The following is a 17,053-nucleotide window of genomic DNA, read 5'->3' on the forward strand; positions in this document are numbered from 1 at the left end:
TTTTGAAGGTAAAAGTTTCAGCGGTGCGTATCTGAATGACAACGGACTGGAAATCCCCTCTACCCACAGAGTGGAACCTTCGAAACAAAACGAATATGCCAGCCGTGTGCTTTACCTGGAAGAAGTAACTTCCTCATTTTCAAACAATCGGATAGAACAACGTCCTCCGTTGCGTGTTCTTTGCTTAGGCAACTCCATCACCCGCCACGAATATAAAGCGGACATCGAATGGTTCTCCGAATGGGGCATGGCAGCATCCAAAGAAGAAAACGACTATTGCCATCAATTGGAGAAGATGCTCTCGCAAAACCGTCCCAGCACAGTGGTTACCCCGCTGAACATCGCCTATTGGGAACGCAACTTGAATTGCAGTATCGACTCACTGATTGGTGCTCACACTACAGACAAGGATGTGATCGTTATCCGCCTGGGAGAAAACGTACAAGATAAGGAAGCATTCAAATCAGATATCCTCCGATTGGTGGAATATTGCAAGCGGAAAGCAAACAAAGTAGTCATCACCGGCTGTTTCTGGAAGGATGATGAAAAAGAACGTGCCATCATCAACGCTGCGCATATGTATGGACTCACTTATATTCCGATTGACTGGATAGACCGCTTGTATGATTCACGTCCGAAAGTCGGAGACACTCTTTATGACATACACGGAAAACCATATACTGTAACCAAAGATTTCATCATCGCCCATCCCGATGACAAAGGCATGAAAAAGATAGCAGAAGCAATATATAGGGTTCTCTAATAGCTCCCCGGTTTTTCGTACTTCCATTATTTACACCTGTAGTTTCCACATGATGAGAAACTACAGGTGTATGAATAGAAAATCTCAGTTTAAACCCACCAAACACAATTGAATCAGTTGTCAATATTTATACGACAAATATTCCTTCATGTCATCATTTTATAGATAATATCTTTGGAATTTATTCCATTAATCTTTTATTTTGTACAGAGAAACATAAAATTGTAACATGAGCAAAGAACAAATATTTGACGAAGCATATAAATTGTATTACCGAAAGTGTTTACTGTTCGCCCGGTCTTATACCCATGATATAGTACAAGCCGAAGACATCGTTGCCGAAGCCATGATTGTGTTATGGGAAAAACTCTGCAAAGCGGAAGAAATAGGTGCGACATTACCCTTTCTGATAGGCACTATCCGCAATAAAATACTACAATATTTCCGCAGGGAAGCCTTCAAACTCAAAATCCGCTCCACCCTCGAAGAAGACAGCATGCGCGAATTGCAAATGCGTATATCTACTTTGGAAGAATGCAATCCCCAAGAGCTATACAGCATGGACGTGCAGAGTATATTAAAAGAATCACTGAAAACAATGCACAGCCAAACCCAAACTGTCTTCATGCTCAGTCGTTTCGCTCATAAAACCAATGAAGAGATTGCCCGGGAACTGGGCATTGGAGTAAAAGGAGTGGAATACCACATTACAAAAGCACTGAAAAAACTACGGATAGACCTCAAAGATTTCTATCCTCTTCTGGACGTACTGCTTTAGTCCTTGTTTCCTGTCTCTCCCACTCTCCCTTGCAAAATACGTATATTCATTGCTTTTTCTTCTTAACTACTATACAGCCCCAATAAATTTCTTAATCTTTTTTGAAAAAAATTCATTATTCCGTTAGGGTTATTGCTTTTTCAAGCAACTATTATATAGAACAGCAATAAAATAATGCTATGGAACGAAATGTAATTCTTAAATATCTGCGGGGAGAAACCTCTCCCGAAGAACGCATCAAAATGCTCCGATGGCTGGAAGAAGACCCGGCGCATTTGGAAGAATACAAATATCTGCGCCGGATTTTTGATGCAACCTTATGCAACGAAGAGAATATACCCCTATCTATTCATTCGTCACGCTCCACCAACCGGAGAATATGGATGCAAGTAGCGGCAGCCGTGGCGTTTATCTGTCTTTTTGCAGGCGGAACATGGCTATACACACAGCATCTTTCCGAAAACCAGGCAGAATTGTTAGCTACACGCGATATCCACGTCCCTGTAGGACAACGTACGGAAATCACCCTAAACGATGGGACAAGAATATGGCTCAACTCCAATACAACCCTGCACATAGAAAGCCAAAAAGGAAAAGACCTGCGCCGCGTCTGCCTGAATGGTGAGGCTTACTTTGAAGTAACGCCGAACAAGCACCTGCCGTTCGTAGTGCAGACAGGTTCCCATGAAATTCAAGTATTAGGAACAAAGTTCAGCATATTCGCCTATAAAGACCGGAACGATTTTTCCGTCAAACTTTATGAAGGAGCGGTCGACGTGAGTGACAAGCAAAACGCCACCACTCTCCGTCTCTCTCCCGACGAAGAAGCAAAGATGTCCGACGGCGGACAATTGATAAAAGCCCCCTTCGACAAAACAGAATCACTGCTATGGATTGAAGGTATTTATCACTTCGAAGACACGGACTATGCTTCCATCTTCCGGCAAATGAAAGAATATTATAAGGTAGACTTTGATGTCCGTAATCCCCAAATACTACAATATAAATGTACCTGTAAATTCCGGCAGGAAGACGGTTTGAAACATATTCTGGAAATCCTGCAACGAATCCACCGGTTTGAATACGAATGGAGCGACGATGAACAGACCGTCATTATCCGATAAATTATCACTTTTTCAGTTAACCCTATTCATTATGAAAAACAAAGATCCCGTTTATTTAACTAAAAAACGGTCGGAAGTGCTCCAACACTATCCGACCGTGAAAGTCGTGCATACTTCCCTCGTTACCCAACGGAGAATGAACTCGTTATATTACACAACTTATTAAAACATACAAAGTTATGAATAAAAAAATAACTCTTTTGTTTGGAATAATGTTTTTTATATTAAATACGACTGTTTTTGCACAAAATAAGACAGTTACACTTCACGAAGAACAAAGTTCCATTCAAACAATCCTTTCAAAGATTGAAAAACAGACGAAATATCTGTTCGTCTATGACAAGGCACAAATCGACGTAAAGCGTAAAGTTACGTTGAAAGTAAACAACAAGCCGGTTTCGCAAGTACTGAATACATTATTTGCAGGCACACAGGTCTCTTATACCCAGAACGGAAACAACATCGTACTGACCATCCGGAAAGAGCCTGTCAGGCAATCGTCCGTAAGACTCATAAAAGGAACCATCACCGCCCCGAACGGTGAACCGGTCATCGGAGCCACCGTCAAAGAGAAGGACACCGATAACGGAGTGATTTCCGACATCGATGGAAAATTCTCTATCAGAATACATTCCGGTGCCCAATTAATCATCTCATACGTCGGAATGGTCACCAAAACCATCTCTACAACAGGAAAGAGTTTCCTGTCCGTCACTTTGGCAGAAGACAGCAAAACGTTGGAAGAAGTAGTAGTCGTAGGTTATGGTACGCAAAAGCGTGTCAACCTGACTGGTGCCATCTCCACCGTTTCCAGTAAAGATCTGATTGACCGTCCGGCAACCAGCGCCACACATATGCTGCAAGGTAAAGTACCGGGGCTGAACATCACTACCTCCTCCGGTACGCCAGGCAACAGTGCCAGTATCAACATCCGCGGAACAAACTCCATCAACGGCGGTAGCCCGCTTGTACTTATCGACGGAGTGGAAGGCGACTTGGGACACATCAATCCGGCGGACATCGAATCCATCTCTGTCATCAAGGACGCTTCTTCATCCGCTATCTACGGTGCCCGTGCCTCGTTCGGCGTCGTACTAGTTACGACCAAGGATGGCGGCGAAGGCAAAGTCCGCGTATCCTACAACGGACGGTTCGGATGGACAAGACCTACGGCATCGGTCGATTTTGAGACACGAGGTTACTATTCGGTGAAAACCGTAAACACATTCTGGAACGCCTACACTGGTGTGAACTATATGAGCTATACGGAAGACGATATGTTGGAACTATGGTTGAGAAGGAACGACAAGACAGAAAATCCGTCCCGCCCATGGACCGTGGTAAAAGAGCGCAACGGACGTCCTACATACTATTATTATGCAAACACGGACTTCTGGCATTACCTCTACCGGGAAAACAAACCGATGATGAATCACGACGTCTCTATTTCAGGCGGAACGAAGAAGATGAAGTATCTGTTGTCCGGCGGTTATAACTGGGAAAAAGGTATGATTAAAAAGAGTTCGGACATATTCAAAAAAGCCAATTTCCGTTCCAAACTTTCGTTTGATGTAAATGACTATGTGAATATCAGCAACAATACCTCTTTCTATCATTCCAAATATACTTACCCAGGTGCCGGAGGAAGCAGTAACTGGTATTTTAGTACCAGCCAATTACACGCCTTAGCCTGTTTCCCGACTCAGAATCCCGATGGAACCAGCATATCCAGCCATGCCTTCAATGGTTATCGGATGATGAACAGTTTGCTTACCATACGTGACAAAGACAAGCACAAAGGTGCCGATCGTTTGGATGATTTCAACACAACCACCGAAGTAACCCTCAAACCGGTCAAAGGATTGGAAGTGAAGGCCAACTTTACTTATAATATTACCAACAAGCGTTCCATGAGCCGCTATGTCACCACCGAATATTCACAATATCCCGGTGTGGTAGAGACCTACGAAGAGCCTTCAGCGTATACAGAGAACCGTTTGAAAGAGGCTACGGACTATGCGCATTACCTTGCCACCAATGTATATGCCACTTATGGCGGCAATTTTCTGAAAAAGCATAACTATAAGGTGACTGCCGGCTTCAATTATGAAACCAAGTACATGAAAACCAACAGTGCCTATGGTTACAACCTGCTGTCGGAAACGCTGAATGATTTCAACCTTATCGGCGAAGACAGCGAAGGCGAACGCCGCATGGAAATAAAAGGTGGACAAAACGAATACGCCTTAGCTGGCTATTTCGGGCGTATCAACTACGACTACGATGGCAAATACCTAGTTGAATTTAGCGGACGTTACGATGGTAGTTCCCGCTTCAGTTCGAAAGACCGCTGGGGTTTCTTTCCTTCGGCTTCTGTAGGATGGAGACTCTCGGAAGAATCCTTCTTATCTTCTGCTAGGTCTTGGTTGAGCAATCTGAAAGTAAGATATTCCTATGGTAATCTTGGCAATCAGCAGGTGGGGTATTACGACTATCTCCGCACCATTAACATCGGCACGCAGAGTTACCTGTTCGGTGACAAACTGCCCTCCTCCGCTTCCATTTCGGCACCGGTATCCAGCAACCTGACATGGGAAACCGTGGAACACCACAATATCGGTCTGGATGCCAGCTTCTTCAACAACCGGTTAACCTTTACAGGTGAAGCTTATATCCGTAACACCAAAGATATGTTGACCGCAGGTATCTCCCTCCCTGCCACATACGGCACCAGTTCTCCCAGAATGAACAGCGCCGATATGCAAACGAAAGGTTACGAACTTTCATTGGGCTGGCAAGATATGTTCAAGTTGGCAGGAAAGCCGTTCTCTTATCAAGTGAACCTGACTTTCAATGACTATACCAGCGAAATCACCAAATTCAACAATCCAGAGAAAGCATTCGCCAAAGGATATTACGAGGGGATGCGCATCGGTGAAATCTGGGGATACCACATCGACGGTTTGTTTGCTACGGATGAAGAAGCCGCCAGTTACGAAGTAGACCAACGCAGGGTAAATGACATCATCAACAGTTCATCAGGTGCGCTAAAAGGACTTCATGCCGGTGACCTGCGTTTCGCAGATTTGGATGGTGACAATATTATCTCTACCGGTGAAAACACCGTATACAACCCCGGCGACCGACGCATTATCGGTAACTCCGAACCCCGCTACCAATACGGTGCCAACCTGGCTTTCCAATGGTATGGCTTCGACTTCAGCGTGTTCTTCCAAGGCATCGGACGCATGGATTGGTATCCCGCCCATGAGGCAGAACTCTTTTGGGGACCTTTCAACCGTGCCTACGCTACGTTCCTGCCCAAGAACTTCCTGGAACAATGTTGGTCGGAAGAGAATCCGAACGCTTATTTCCCCCGTCCTCGTGCATACGTAGCTTATGACAATATGGGAGACCAATGTCGTGAGTTGACGGCTAAGAACGACCGTTACCTGCAGAATATCGGTTATTGCCGTCTGAAGAATCTGACAGTAGGTTACACACTACCCAAAAACTGGACGCGAAAAGCAGGAATTGATATGTTACGGGTTTACTTCTCGGGTGAGAATCTTGCCTGTTGGTCGGGCATCAAGACGGACTACGTCGACCCCGAACAAGCCCGTCGGGGAGGTGACTTGAAAGTGTATCCATGGCAGAAAACATTCACATTTGGTATCAATGTCAATTTTTAAAATGAACAATCATGAATAAGAAATTATTAATAACCATATTTTCCTGTTCGCTGACATTAACCTCATGCAGCGACTGGTTGGACAAGCTACCGCAGGACAAGATGTCACCGGAGACATTCTTTTCCAACGAAACGGAGTTACAGGCTTTTTCCAATTCTTTCTATACTTCACTCCCGTCCAGTTCGCTTTACAGAGACGACTTAGACAATATCACCCATGGTTCTGCCGCTTCCATGATGAGAGACGGACGTGTTGTTCCGAGTTCCGGCGGCGGATGGGACTGGGGAAACTTACGTAAGTTCAATACGTTGCTCGAATATTCGGTGAATTGCGATGATGGTGGTGTACGAACACGCTATGATGCCTTGGCACGTTTTTTCCGCGCTTACTTCTATTTCGATAAGGTCCGCACATTCGGCGATGTACCCTGGTATGACAAGCAAGTCAGTTCCGATGACGAAGCGCAGCTCAAGAAGCCGAGAGACTCGCGCGAGTACATCATGCAACGTATGATAGAAGACATCGATTATGCCATTGCCAACCTTTCGGAAGACCGCTCTCTATATCGCATCACCAAATGGACTGCGTTGGCACTCAAGTCACGTTTCTGTCTCTTCGAAGGTACGTTCCGCAAGTACCACAATGTCTCCTATCCGGAACATTCGTGGGAGTATTACCTGGAGCAGTCCGCAGCAGCTTCTTTAGAACTGATGGAGAAAAGTGGCTACTCGCTCTACACGGAAGGCGGAAAAGACGTATGCTATCGTAACCTGTTTTCTTCGCATAGGGCACAGGGATGCGAAGTGATTCTGGCGCGTAATCTGAATGCAGAATACAAAGTGTATTGCGATGTCGGCCAGTACCTGACCAACAAAACATTCGGACGTCCGGGAGTGACCAAGAAGATTATCAACAGCTACTTGATGAAAGACGGCACCCGCTTCACAGATAAAGCCGGCTACGAGAAAATGAGCTTCACCGAAGAGTGCCGCAACCGCGACCCGCGCATGGCACAATCCATCCGTACACCGGGATACACACGTATCGGTTCGACCCAACAAGTTGCCCCCGACCTTGCCACCAGCATTACCGGCTATCAGCCTACCAAGTTTTTGGGAACGGAAGCACAGGATGCAGGTGGAGCCAGCGACAACGACCTGATTATTTTCCGGCTGGGCGAAATCTACCTGAACTATGCAGAAGCACGTGCCGAATTAGGAAAACTGACGCAAGCCGACTTGGACAAGACCATCAACAAACTGCGCGACCGCGTTGAAATGAAACACCTCAACATGAATGTAGCAAACGCCAATATAGATCCTTACTTGGACAATATTGCCACCGGCTACATCGGAGTGACAGGCATCAACAAAGGAGTGATTCTGGAAATCCGCCGTGAACGGAGTATCGAGCTGTTGCAGGAAGGTTTTCGGACCCATGATATCCTGCGTTGGAAAGAAGGACAAATCCTGACGCAACGTCTCTTAGGTATCTACTTTGAAAGTATCAACCAAGAGGTCGACTTAGATGGTGACGGAAAACCGGATGTCTGTCTGTACGAAGGAGCAAAACCCGGCGACAAAGACGGAGTGACCTACTTGCAAGTGGAGAAAGACATCATCCTGAGCAATCGTAACTACGGCTACATCGAACCGCATAGAGACACGAAACTTTCGTTCAACGAAGAGAGAGATTATCTTTCACCGATACCCAGCAATGAACGAACCTTGACGGGTGGTGCCCTGACGCAAAATCCAGGTTGGGAAGACGGATTGCATTTCGACTAAATTGGATTATAAAAAAGAACAAATGTTTAAAATAAGAATTATGAAAAAGAACATATTTTATAATATCCTCTGCTGCCTGCTGACACTATGCATCACCGGATGTACAGACAATGAAGGACAGCAGAAAGCAACGTTGGTAGCCATCCGCCCGGCAATAGGGACAACCGGTACGGAAGTTACCTTGTATGGCGAAGGATTCCATCCCGTAGCATCAGAAAATATCATACAAGTGTATGGCGAAACAGCAGAAGTAACGGAGGTAAATCCGAATGAATATATCAAATTCATCGCACCGGAAAATCCGTTAGGCTCGTTCCCCGTGATGCTGACCATCAATGGAAAGACGTATACCGGCTCCAAATTCACTTATCGCGACCTGAACAGTAAAATCAAGGTATCTACTTTCTGTGGAGGTAGTTATGGTTCTGCCACCGGTGATAAATTCTCAACCAAATTTGCGAATGTACACGGATTGGCGTGGATTGAAAAGGGAAAAACCATAGCTGTAGCCGATCGCGGTGTCCATTCTGTGTTGAGTATCGATTCGAAAGGAAACAGCAGTTTCCTAATAGGTGGAGAAAACAATCCACTGAAAGACAAACACCCTTGGAGAATGACCGTACATAATGGAATACTATACATCGCTTGTAAAGCAGGAGGATTGTACACTTATGACCTGGTTACAAAAAATGTGGAAAAACTATGCGAACCGGGTTCCAACACACAAGATGTGAAATTCGACAAGACAGGCAATATGTTTGTACTTTGCCGTGAAGCCGGAATTTTCCGTGCTGAAGCAGGAAAATTCAACTCTCCGAAACTATGGGTGAACTTCCAGGAAGAGGAAGGAGTGGCACAGATACACGCTATGGAATTTGACCCCGAAGGAAACCTGATTGTCAGCAGTAACGACAGAGGACAATTCTTCATGGTGACTCCGGAGAAGGAAATCATCTGTATTGCCGGCTCGGAAAAGGGTGACTCAGACGGTACGTCCGGCAATCCGAGAAGCGCCAAGTTCTATCAACTGTATGGTTTTGCCATCGATTCAGAAGGTACTATCTATACGGTAGACGGAAACGACGGCAATGTGGGAAGCGGTCAGAAGATAAAGCGCATCACACGCGGCAAGAAAGGTTATGAAGACGGTACAGTCGTTACCTTGGTTGGTTCCGCCGGTGGAGCAATTGTAGACGGTAGCGTGGATGAGGCGGTATTTGGCAATCCGTACGATATTATCCTGGACGAGGCGAACCGTGCCTTATACGTAAGCGACCGTAGCAACAATGCTATCCGGAAAATTGAGTATTAACATAAACAGAAAAAGAAATGAAAAAGAACTTTTTTTATATATTAGCCTATACACTGTTGCTCGGAATCGGCGGTTGCTCGGACGATGACGAACCAATCGTCCCCAAAGAACTGAAGATTTTCTCGATGACTCCTACCGAAGGAGTGGCAGGCGACGAGGTGACTATCACCGGTCAAGGATTCAGCATTGTGCCATCCGAGAACATCGTCACGTTTAATGGCGAACGGCTTACAGCCATAGAGACTTCGGTCACTATTTTGAAGATGTCCGTACCTCACAATCAAAAAGGAACCTTTCCATTGATGATTACCGTTAACGGACAAACTGCAGAAGGCCCCTCTTTCACTTACACCGAGGCTTCGTATGACGTAAAGCTGGAAGTGAACGAACTGGAAAAGACGTCAGGTTATGCAGGTGATGAAATTGTCATTACCGGTAAGGGCTTCAGCACGACAGCCGAAGAAAACGAAGTATATTTCGGTGAAAAAGCCGCCACCATCACTGCTTGCACCACTACCTCGCTGACAGTGACTGTTCCAAAACTAGAACCGGGCAATTACGAACTCACCATAAAATCCGGCGTACAGGAAAACAAATCGCTGACATTTACTTGTCTGGCTATTCCTACACTGAAAGTAGACGACATCAGTCCGTCATCCGGACGCGAAGGTACCGAAATCGTCATTACCGGAGAAAATTTCAGTACCGTAGCAGAGGAAAACAGCGTAACCATCAACGGAAAACCGGCAGAACTGAAGAGTGCTTCGGAAATGGAACTGAGAGTTATCGTTCCTGCCAATGAATTAGGTAGTTATAAAGTCAAAGTGACCGTGAAGAACCAGACAGTAGAAGGACCGGAGTTTGAATATATCAAACCAGAATTGACATACACGGTAAGTAGCAATATTTACACAGGAGAAAAACTGGGCGGACTTACAGGAATGGCAATCTTGCCCGACGGTCGCATAGCTGTTGCACAACGTGGCGATGCTCATGTTATCTTGGCATTCGACCTACAAAATAAGACGAAGAGTGTGTTGTGTAACAAATACGCCGATGCACATCCTTGGAATATCGCTCTCAACCACATCGACCAAAAGCTCTACATAGCCTACAAAGGTAAAGGAGAAGTCGGTAGAGTGGATCCATCGAAAGGTGATGGACAGGAGGTAGAAATCCTTATCACAGGGCTTCCCAATGTAATGGATGTAAAATTCGATACACAAGGCAATATGTATGTATTGTGCCGTGACGAAAAGAAAGTCTACAAGTATCCGAAAGATAACTTCAACAACAGCTCCAAGCAATTATTTGCAACTGTTGGAGCGAACTCAGAAGGGCTCTATTCCATGGACTTCGATACAAACGGCAATCTGATTGTCGGTGCACAGAGAGACGGTCTCTATGCTGTCGCCCCGAATGGAACAGTCACCAAAATTGCCTGTGACGGTAACGGAAATACGGATGGCGAAGCAAACAAACCGATGACAGCCAAACTTATACAACCGGAAGGTATCGTGGTCGATAAGACACGTAATGACATCTATTTCACCGATGGATATAACAACAAGATCAGACGTATCCGCCCAGGCAAGAACGGATATACCGATGCCACTGTCAGTACAATTGCTGGCTCTGGAACGAAAGGCAATCAGGATGGCGATGGCGCAACCGCACAACTTGCGATGCCTCACGGTATAACGATGACTGCAGATGGCAACACCATCTATTTCTCAGACTTGGATAACTATATCATACGAAAAATTACAATCACAGAGAAAGATTAGTTTTAGGTAACATTTGTAGTTTTGAAGGTATGCCACGCTACCTGATTTTCTAATGAAGGGAGTTAAGGTATACCTTCTGTTTCAATGAACTGATTTATTCACTATTTAAAATAAAAAAATATGCATTATTTAAGAACATTAACTTGCTTATGGAGTTTACTTGCAATTCTTGTTTTAGCCTGTTCCTCCAGTAATGAAGATAACATTGAAAATGGAACAAAGAACGACCCAAAAACAGAAAACGAACTTTACAAGATGTTGCAAGGAAGTTCCACTGTAAAGAACATTCAGACATGGACTGAAAAGGAACTGTCTGAAGGTGTTACGTATGCCAAAACTCAAGTAGTCAAGGCTTCCGAACGTCCGGCCACTATATATCTTGTAAAGATGGCTGGCGATGCAACTAATGCTGCGTTGAAAACCGGGCTTGATGTTCCGACAGCAAACGACCAGTTCCCTTACCAAATGAGATATCCATCGGATATAGCAGAGAAGTTTGACAAAACCGACGAGAATGTGGTAGCCTTAATTGGTGGTGATTTCTCAAGATGGTTAGACTATCAGTTAGAAAATCCACACCCCATTGATTTCGGTACCCGCGGACCGGTTCATCATCGCGGACAAGTGTTGCAAGACCACTTCGTACCGGAAGAAGGGTGGGTACACCAAGCACTGAGCTTCTTGGGTGTAGACAAGAACGGTAAGGTACTCATAGGTGATGCAGCCGACTATGCAACCATGAAAGACAATCTTCAGGAATGTACCGGCGGTGGTTACCGTACGTTACGCGATGGAAAGATATGTAAAGGATTTGATATCAAATATAATGGAAATTATGTTCCTCTTGAAGACAACTATCCGTTCTCAAGTGTAGGTTATCGAGACGATGGTACAGTTATCATGATGATTGTAGACGGACGTTCGACCATTTCTACAGGATTGACTTACGCCGAAGCCGGTGAATTGATGAAATCGATGGGATGTACCAATGCTCTCATGCTAGACGGTGGCGGTTCGGCACAGATGTTGCTAAAAAATGAGAAAACCGGAAAATTCACTCTTCAGAACAAGGCTACGGATGGCGGTCAGCGTCAAATGCGTACTTATTGGATGATAACAGTAAAAAAGTAAGAATAAGATAATAAATGGGCAATATTATGAAAAAGGTAGGAAGATATTTTCTTTTAATGGCTGCTATCATGACAATCAGCTCTTGCGTTTCTACACCCCCCAAAAAAGGACAGTCGGAAGCACAAGATGACTATTATGTAGCAGCTTACATTTGGCCATCGTGTCACAACGATCCGAGAGGACGCGATACGTTATGGAGTGAAGGTATTGGCGAGTGGGAAGTCATTCAAAAAGGTACTCCCCGTTTCGAAGGACACTATCAGCCAAAGGTACCTTTGTGGGGATATGAAATGGATGATGACACGCAAGTAATGGAAAAATGGATTGATGTGGCAACTGCGCATGGCATCAATATGTTTATTTTCGATTGGTATTGGTATGATGGGAAGCCTTTTTTGGAAAGCACCGTCAATAACGGATTTCTGAAAGCCAAGAACAATGAAAAGATGAAATTCTATTTGATGTGGGCCAATCATCATGTGGCACACAATTATTGGAATGTACACCGTTATAAGGATGACAAGTCACGCTTGTGGAATGGTACGGTGGATTGGGATAATTTCAAGATCATAGTGGGTCGGGTTATAAGCCAGTATTTCCACAAACCGAATTATTTCAAGATAGACGGTTGTCCGGTATTCTCTATCTTCGGCTACTATGAGCTGATTGAAAGCTTTGGAGATGCCCAAGGAGTGAAAAAGGCAATGGATTACTTCCGTGAAGAGGTGAAAAAGGCTGGATTCCCGGACTTGCACCTTCAGCTTATCGGTGATGGCTTCCCTTTCTCCGAATTTATGGAATTAGTGGCCACGGTGGGTGTCAACAGCGTAACGAAATACAACTGGGGATGGCCTTATGAGGAAGACTACGTGGCATGGGGCACAAAAGCTATGCAACGTAGAGAACAATGGACGCAGGCTTTGGATTCTCTTGGAGTTCCCTTCTTCCCCAATGCATCTATCGGTTGGGATGATTCTCCCCGGTTCCCGAATAAAACAGTCAAGGACATTGTGCATTATAATGATTCGCCCGAGAGTTTTGCCGCTTTCTTGCAGAAGACGAAAGAGTATGTAGATCAGCGCCCCGGACGTCCGAAACTGATAACTATCAATTCCTGGAACGAATGGGTGGAGGGTAGCTATCTCTTGCCTGATATGAAGAACGGTTTCGGTTACCTGAATGCAGTGAAGCGGGTAATGAATGGTGAATATGAGTATAAACCCTAAAAAAGTGCGGATTACTGAATAATGGAGAAATTGATACGGTATAAAAAAACATCATACATAATAGTACTTATTTCTTTTCTATTCCATGTTGTCACATCATTCGCTCAACAACGTGATAGTCGTGTGCGTGAGTATCTTTCTCCGACACGTATTGTTTGGCAGCAGGAGAGTCAACTGATACAGGGTGCAGAATATTTGCTTCGACCGGGGCATGGACAAACAAATCTTGTGAATAATGAACTCTGCAAACTTTCGAGTACCGAGCAGAAACATCCAGCTATTCTTTTCGACTTCGGAAAGGAATTGCAAGGCGGCTTGCAAATTGTCACCGGTATGCCGGATTCACATGCTCCTGTTACTATTCGTGTTCGCTTGGGAGAGTCGGTAAGCGAAGCTATGTGTGATATAGACGAAGTGAATGGAGCGACAAACGATCATGCTATGCGTGATTTTGTTATTAGGGTACCTTGGCTTGGAGTCTTGGAAGTCGGAAATTCCGGTTTCCGGTTTGCCCGGATTGACCTTTTGGACGATTCCGCAGAATTGCACCTCAAAGAGATACGGGCTATTTCTGTTTATCAAGATATCCCTTATAAAGGTTCGTTCCGATGCAACGACGAGCGCTTGAACCGGATTTGGCAAACCGGAGCTTATACGGTGCATTTGAATATGCAAGAATATATCTGGGATGGGATAAAACGTGATCGCTTGGTTTGGATTGGAGACTTGCACCCCGAAGTGATGACTGTCAATACGGTTTTTGGGTATAATGAAGTGATTCCCAAAAGTATCGACTTAATCCGTGACTCTACACCACTTCCCAGATGGATGACAATGTGTACGTATTCTCTTTGGTGGATATTGATTCAGAGAGACTGGTATCTTTATCAAGGCAACCTGGATTATTTGAAAGAGCAAAAAAGCTATCTATGTGACTTGTTGCAACTAATAATGACAAGAATTGGAGAAGACGGACTTGAAAAATTCAATGATGATGAAGGTCGCTTTCTTGACTGGCCTTCATGTGAGAATCCGCTTGCTATCAATGCCGGTGTGCAAGCCTTGGTAATACAGGCAATGAAGGCCGGATATGAACTTTGCAGCGTGTTGGGAGAAGACATGTTGGCAACTAAATGTGAAGCCGTACGAAGAAAGATGGTTAATGCTGCTCCCAAAATAATAAAACCATTTCTGAAATCTGGCATGGCTCCGGATGCTCCGGGACAGAAACAGGCGGCTTCATTATTGGCGTTGACTGGGTTGATCTCTCCTAAAGAAGCCAATCAGAAATATCTTTCGGTTAATGGTGGTCATGGATTCTCTACTTTCTATGGCTATTATATGCTTCAGGCAATGGCTGCTGCAGGAAATTATCAGGGAGCAATCGATGTAATCCGCCAATATTGGGGAGCAATGATCGACCTTGGGGCTACAACTTTTTGGGAAGATTTTAATTTGGATTGGTTGCCTGATGCTTCTCGCATTGATGAATTGGTGGCTACAGGCAAGAAAGATATTCATAGGGATTACGGAGATCATTGTTATAAAGGTTTTCGCCATAGTCTTTGCCATGGATGGTCTTCAGGTCCAACCTCTTGGTTGAGTGAACATGTATTGGGTGTGCAGGTTGTGGAACCAGGCTGCCGTGTGGTTCGTATCACACCGCATTTAGGTGATTTGGAGTGGGTGGAAGGAACATTCCCTACGCCTTACGGACAGATTGTTATTCGCCATGAGAAAGGTGCGGATGCAAAAGTGCGAAGTAGGATTGATGCACCGTCTGAAGTAAAAGTTTTGCAATAGCCGGTTGGTGAAATAGGATAAAAGAATATTTACCCGTTCGCTTTTTTGCGGACAATAATAAAAGAATCAAATGAATAAGTTTTTAGTATTATTTTTGTTGGCATTTTCCTTAAGTATTTACGATATACATGCAGAATGTGCAGATAGCTTGGCATTGACGCCGCCTATGGGATGGAGTAGCTGGAACTGTTTTAATAGCGATATCAGCGAACAGAAAATACGTGAAATCGCTGACTTCATGGTGTCTACAGGAATGAAAGACGCCGGATATGAATACCTGAATATTGACGACTGTTGGCAAATAGGGCGTGATGAAGATGGAAATATTATTGTGGATGATAAGAATTTCCCCTCAGGAATGAAAGCTTTGGCAGATTATGTTCATTCTAAAGGCTTGAAGTTTGGAATTTATTCATGTGCCGGAACGATGACATGTGCCGGTCGTCCGGGAAGTTTCGGATATGAGTTTCAGGATGCGCGGACGTATGCTTCATGGGGTGTTGATTACTTAAAATATGACTGGTGTAACAATGAAGGGCGAAACGCACAAGCTGCTTATAAAATAATGAGTGATGCCTTGAAAAAGTCCGGGCGTCCCATTATATTATCAATTTGCGAATGGGGACATAGCAAACCTTGGACATGGGGACAGGGAATCGGGCAACTTTGGCGGACTACTCATGATATAATTAGTGTTTTTAGTGGTACTATTCATTGGGGAGCTTTGGGCATAGTGGAGATTATAGACCAAAATGCGGAATTATATAAATATTCCGGTCCCGGACATTGGAACGATCCGGATATGCTTCAAGTAGGTAATCCCGGACTGTCTATGGAGGAAAATCGTTCACATTTTACAATGTGGTGCATGCTTGCTGCGCCATTAATGGCCGGTAATGACATTCGCAAAATGGACAAGGAAGTTGCTAAAATATTAATGAATAAAGAAGTTATAGCCGTTGACCAAGATCGGTTGGGTAAGCAAGGTCGTCGCTATAAGGTATTTGGCAAAAATGAGATTTGGGTAAAACAATTATCTGGCGATGAGATTGCCGTTTGTCTTTTCAATCGTGATGATCACTTTTCTTGGAACTTGGACATCGACTGGCAGAAAGAAGACTTTTCTTTGGTCGGTGTGAATCTTACCGAAAAGAAATATAAGGTACGTGACTTGTGGAAACAGAAAGATTTAGGGACAGCCGCAGATAAGATGTCCTTTGATGTTCCGGTACACGGCGTTGTTTTGCTCAGACTAACTCCGGAAAAATAAGATATAGTTGGAAATTAGATTGTGTTTGTAGAGTAATGTACATGAAATAAAAAGTAAAAACATCTAATGAATAAGAGCTTATATTTATTTGTTTTATTGCCCGGCTTGCTCTGCAGTTGCGGCGGACTGCGATGGACGGAATCCGTAGAAGACGGCTATCATCTGATTACCCAAAAAGGCGGCGCTACATTAGGATACAGTCCGAAGTCGGGCATCTCTATCATACAGCAAGACGGATATGCATTCAAGGACTTGAACCGCAACGGCAAGCTGGATGTGTATGAGGATTGGCGCCAGTCGGTAGATGTGCGTGTGGCAGACTTGACAGCCCAACTCAGCATGGAAGACATCGCAGGGCTTATGCTGTACAGCAGCCATCA

12 protein-coding genes and 1 pseudogene are annotated in these 17,053 nt (G+C 44.5%); all 13 read left to right on the plus strand.

Annotated elements, in window-relative coordinates; translation table 11 throughout:
• A partial coding sequence (locus DW173_RS22940; RefSeq protein ID WP_147402063.1) for an SGNH/GDSL hydrolase family protein occupies positions 1–763 on the plus strand: 763 nt, incomplete at its 5' end.
• A 229-nt stretch (positions 764–992) separates the two neighbouring features.
• Positions 993–1,541 carry an RNA polymerase sigma-70 factor gene (locus DW173_RS22945; RefSeq protein ID WP_008026466.1) on the plus strand — a complete coding sequence of 183 codons (549 nt, stop codon included), beginning with the start codon at positions 993–995 and terminating at the stop codon, positions 1,539–1,541.
• 179 nt (positions 1,542–1,720) lie between these two features.
• Complete coding sequence (locus tag DW173_RS22950; protein ID WP_008026467.1) at positions 1,721–2,665, plus strand: FecR family protein; 945 nt, start codon at positions 1,721–1,723, stop codon at positions 2,663–2,665.
• A gap of 31 nt (positions 2,666–2,696) precedes the next feature.
• Positions 2,697–2,831 (plus strand): hypothetical protein, encoded by a 135-nt coding sequence (locus DW173_RS24355; protein WP_008026469.1) that lies wholly within the window; start codon positions 2,697–2,699, stop codon positions 2,829–2,831.
• 13 nt (positions 2,832–2,844) lie between these two features.
• Positions 2,845–6,357 carry a TonB-dependent receptor gene (locus DW173_RS22955; RefSeq protein WP_120145303.1) on the plus strand — a complete coding sequence of 1,171 codons (3,513 nt, stop codon included), beginning with the start codon at positions 2,845–2,847 and terminating at the stop codon, positions 6,355–6,357.
• 11 nt (positions 6,358–6,368) lie between these two features.
• Positions 6,369–8,144, plus strand: a complete 1,776-nt coding sequence (locus DW173_RS22960) for a RagB/SusD family nutrient uptake outer membrane protein (protein ID WP_008026473.1) — start codon at positions 6,369–6,371, stop codon at positions 8,142–8,144.
• Positions 8,145–8,184: 40 nt separating this feature from the next.
• Entirely contained in the window at positions 8,185–9,456 is a 1,272-nt protein-coding gene (locus DW173_RS22965) for an IPT/TIG domain-containing protein (RefSeq protein ID WP_008026475.1), read from the plus strand.
• Positions 9,457–9,473: 17 nt separating this feature from the next.
• Entirely contained in the window at positions 9,474–11,243 is a 1,770-nt protein-coding gene (locus tag DW173_RS22970; RefSeq protein ID WP_008026476.1) for an IPT/TIG domain-containing protein, read from the plus strand.
• Positions 11,244–11,363: 120 nt separating this feature from the next.
• Positions 11,364–12,374, plus strand: coding sequence for a phosphodiester glycosidase family protein (locus tag DW173_RS22975; RefSeq protein WP_008026478.1), 1,011 nt, complete (start codon positions 11,364–11,366; stop codon positions 12,372–12,374).
• Between the two features lie 26 nt (positions 12,375–12,400).
• Positions 12,401–13,600: a glycoside hydrolase family 99-like domain-containing protein gene (locus DW173_RS22980; protein ID WP_008026480.1), complete on the plus strand. Its 1,200-nt coding sequence runs from the start codon at positions 12,401–12,403 to the stop codon at positions 13,598–13,600.
• A 21-nt stretch (positions 13,601–13,621) separates the two neighbouring features.
• Positions 13,622–15,403 (plus strand): alpha-L-rhamnosidase C-terminal domain-containing protein, encoded by a 1,782-nt coding sequence (locus DW173_RS22985; RefSeq protein WP_008026482.1) that lies wholly within the window; start codon positions 13,622–13,624, stop codon positions 15,401–15,403.
• Positions 15,404–15,473: 70 nt separating this feature from the next.
• Complete coding sequence (locus tag DW173_RS22990; RefSeq protein WP_008026484.1) at positions 15,474–16,673, plus strand: glycoside hydrolase family 27 protein; 1,200 nt, start codon at positions 15,474–15,476, stop codon at positions 16,671–16,673.
• A 66-nt stretch (positions 16,674–16,739) separates the two neighbouring features.
• Positions 16,740–17,053: pseudogene (locus tag DW173_RS22995) on the plus strand (beta-glucosidase); the annotation flags it as partial.

The organism is Bacteroides sp. AM16-13, assembly GCF_003602705.1.
Taxonomy (GTDB): domain Bacteria; phylum Bacteroidota; class Bacteroidia; order Bacteroidales; family Bacteroidaceae; genus Bacteroides; species Bacteroides xylanisolvens.

Excerpts from the sequence above, each read along its gene's own strand:
- DW173_RS22960 (WP_008026473.1), top strand. The coding sequence starts at position 6,369 with ATGAATAAGAAATTATTAATAACCATATTTTCCTGTTCGCTGACATTA.
- DW173_RS22985 (WP_008026482.1), top strand. The coding sequence starts at position 13,622 with ATGGAGAAATTGATACGGTATAAAAAAACATCATACATAATAGTACTT.
- DW173_RS22970 (WP_008026476.1), top strand. The coding sequence starts at position 9,474 with ATGAAAAAGAACTTTTTTTATATATTAGCCTATACACTGTTGCTCGGA.
- DW173_RS22965 (WP_008026475.1), top strand. The coding sequence starts at position 8,185 with ATGAAAAAGAACATATTTTATAATATCCTCTGCTGCCTGCTGACACTA.
- DW173_RS22990 (WP_008026484.1), top strand. The coding sequence starts at position 15,474 with ATGAATAAGTTTTTAGTATTATTTTTGTTGGCATTTTCCTTAAGTATT.
- DW173_RS22950 (WP_008026467.1), top strand. The coding sequence starts at position 1,721 with ATGGAACGAAATGTAATTCTTAAATATCTGCGGGGAGAAACCTCTCCC.
- DW173_RS22980 (WP_008026480.1), top strand. The coding sequence starts at position 12,401 with ATGAAAAAGGTAGGAAGATATTTTCTTTTAATGGCTGCTATCATGACA.
- DW173_RS22945 (WP_008026466.1), top strand. The coding sequence starts at position 993 with ATGAGCAAAGAACAAATATTTGACGAAGCATATAAATTGTATTACCGA.
- DW173_RS22975 (WP_008026478.1), top strand. The coding sequence starts at position 11,364 with ATGCATTATTTAAGAACATTAACTTGCTTATGGAGTTTACTTGCAATT.
- DW173_RS24355 (WP_008026469.1), top strand. The coding sequence starts at position 2,697 with ATGAAAAACAAAGATCCCGTTTATTTAACTAAAAAACGGTCGGAAGTG.
- DW173_RS22955 (WP_120145303.1), top strand. The coding sequence starts at position 2,845 with ATGAATAAAAAAATAACTCTTTTGTTTGGAATAATGTTTTTTATATTA.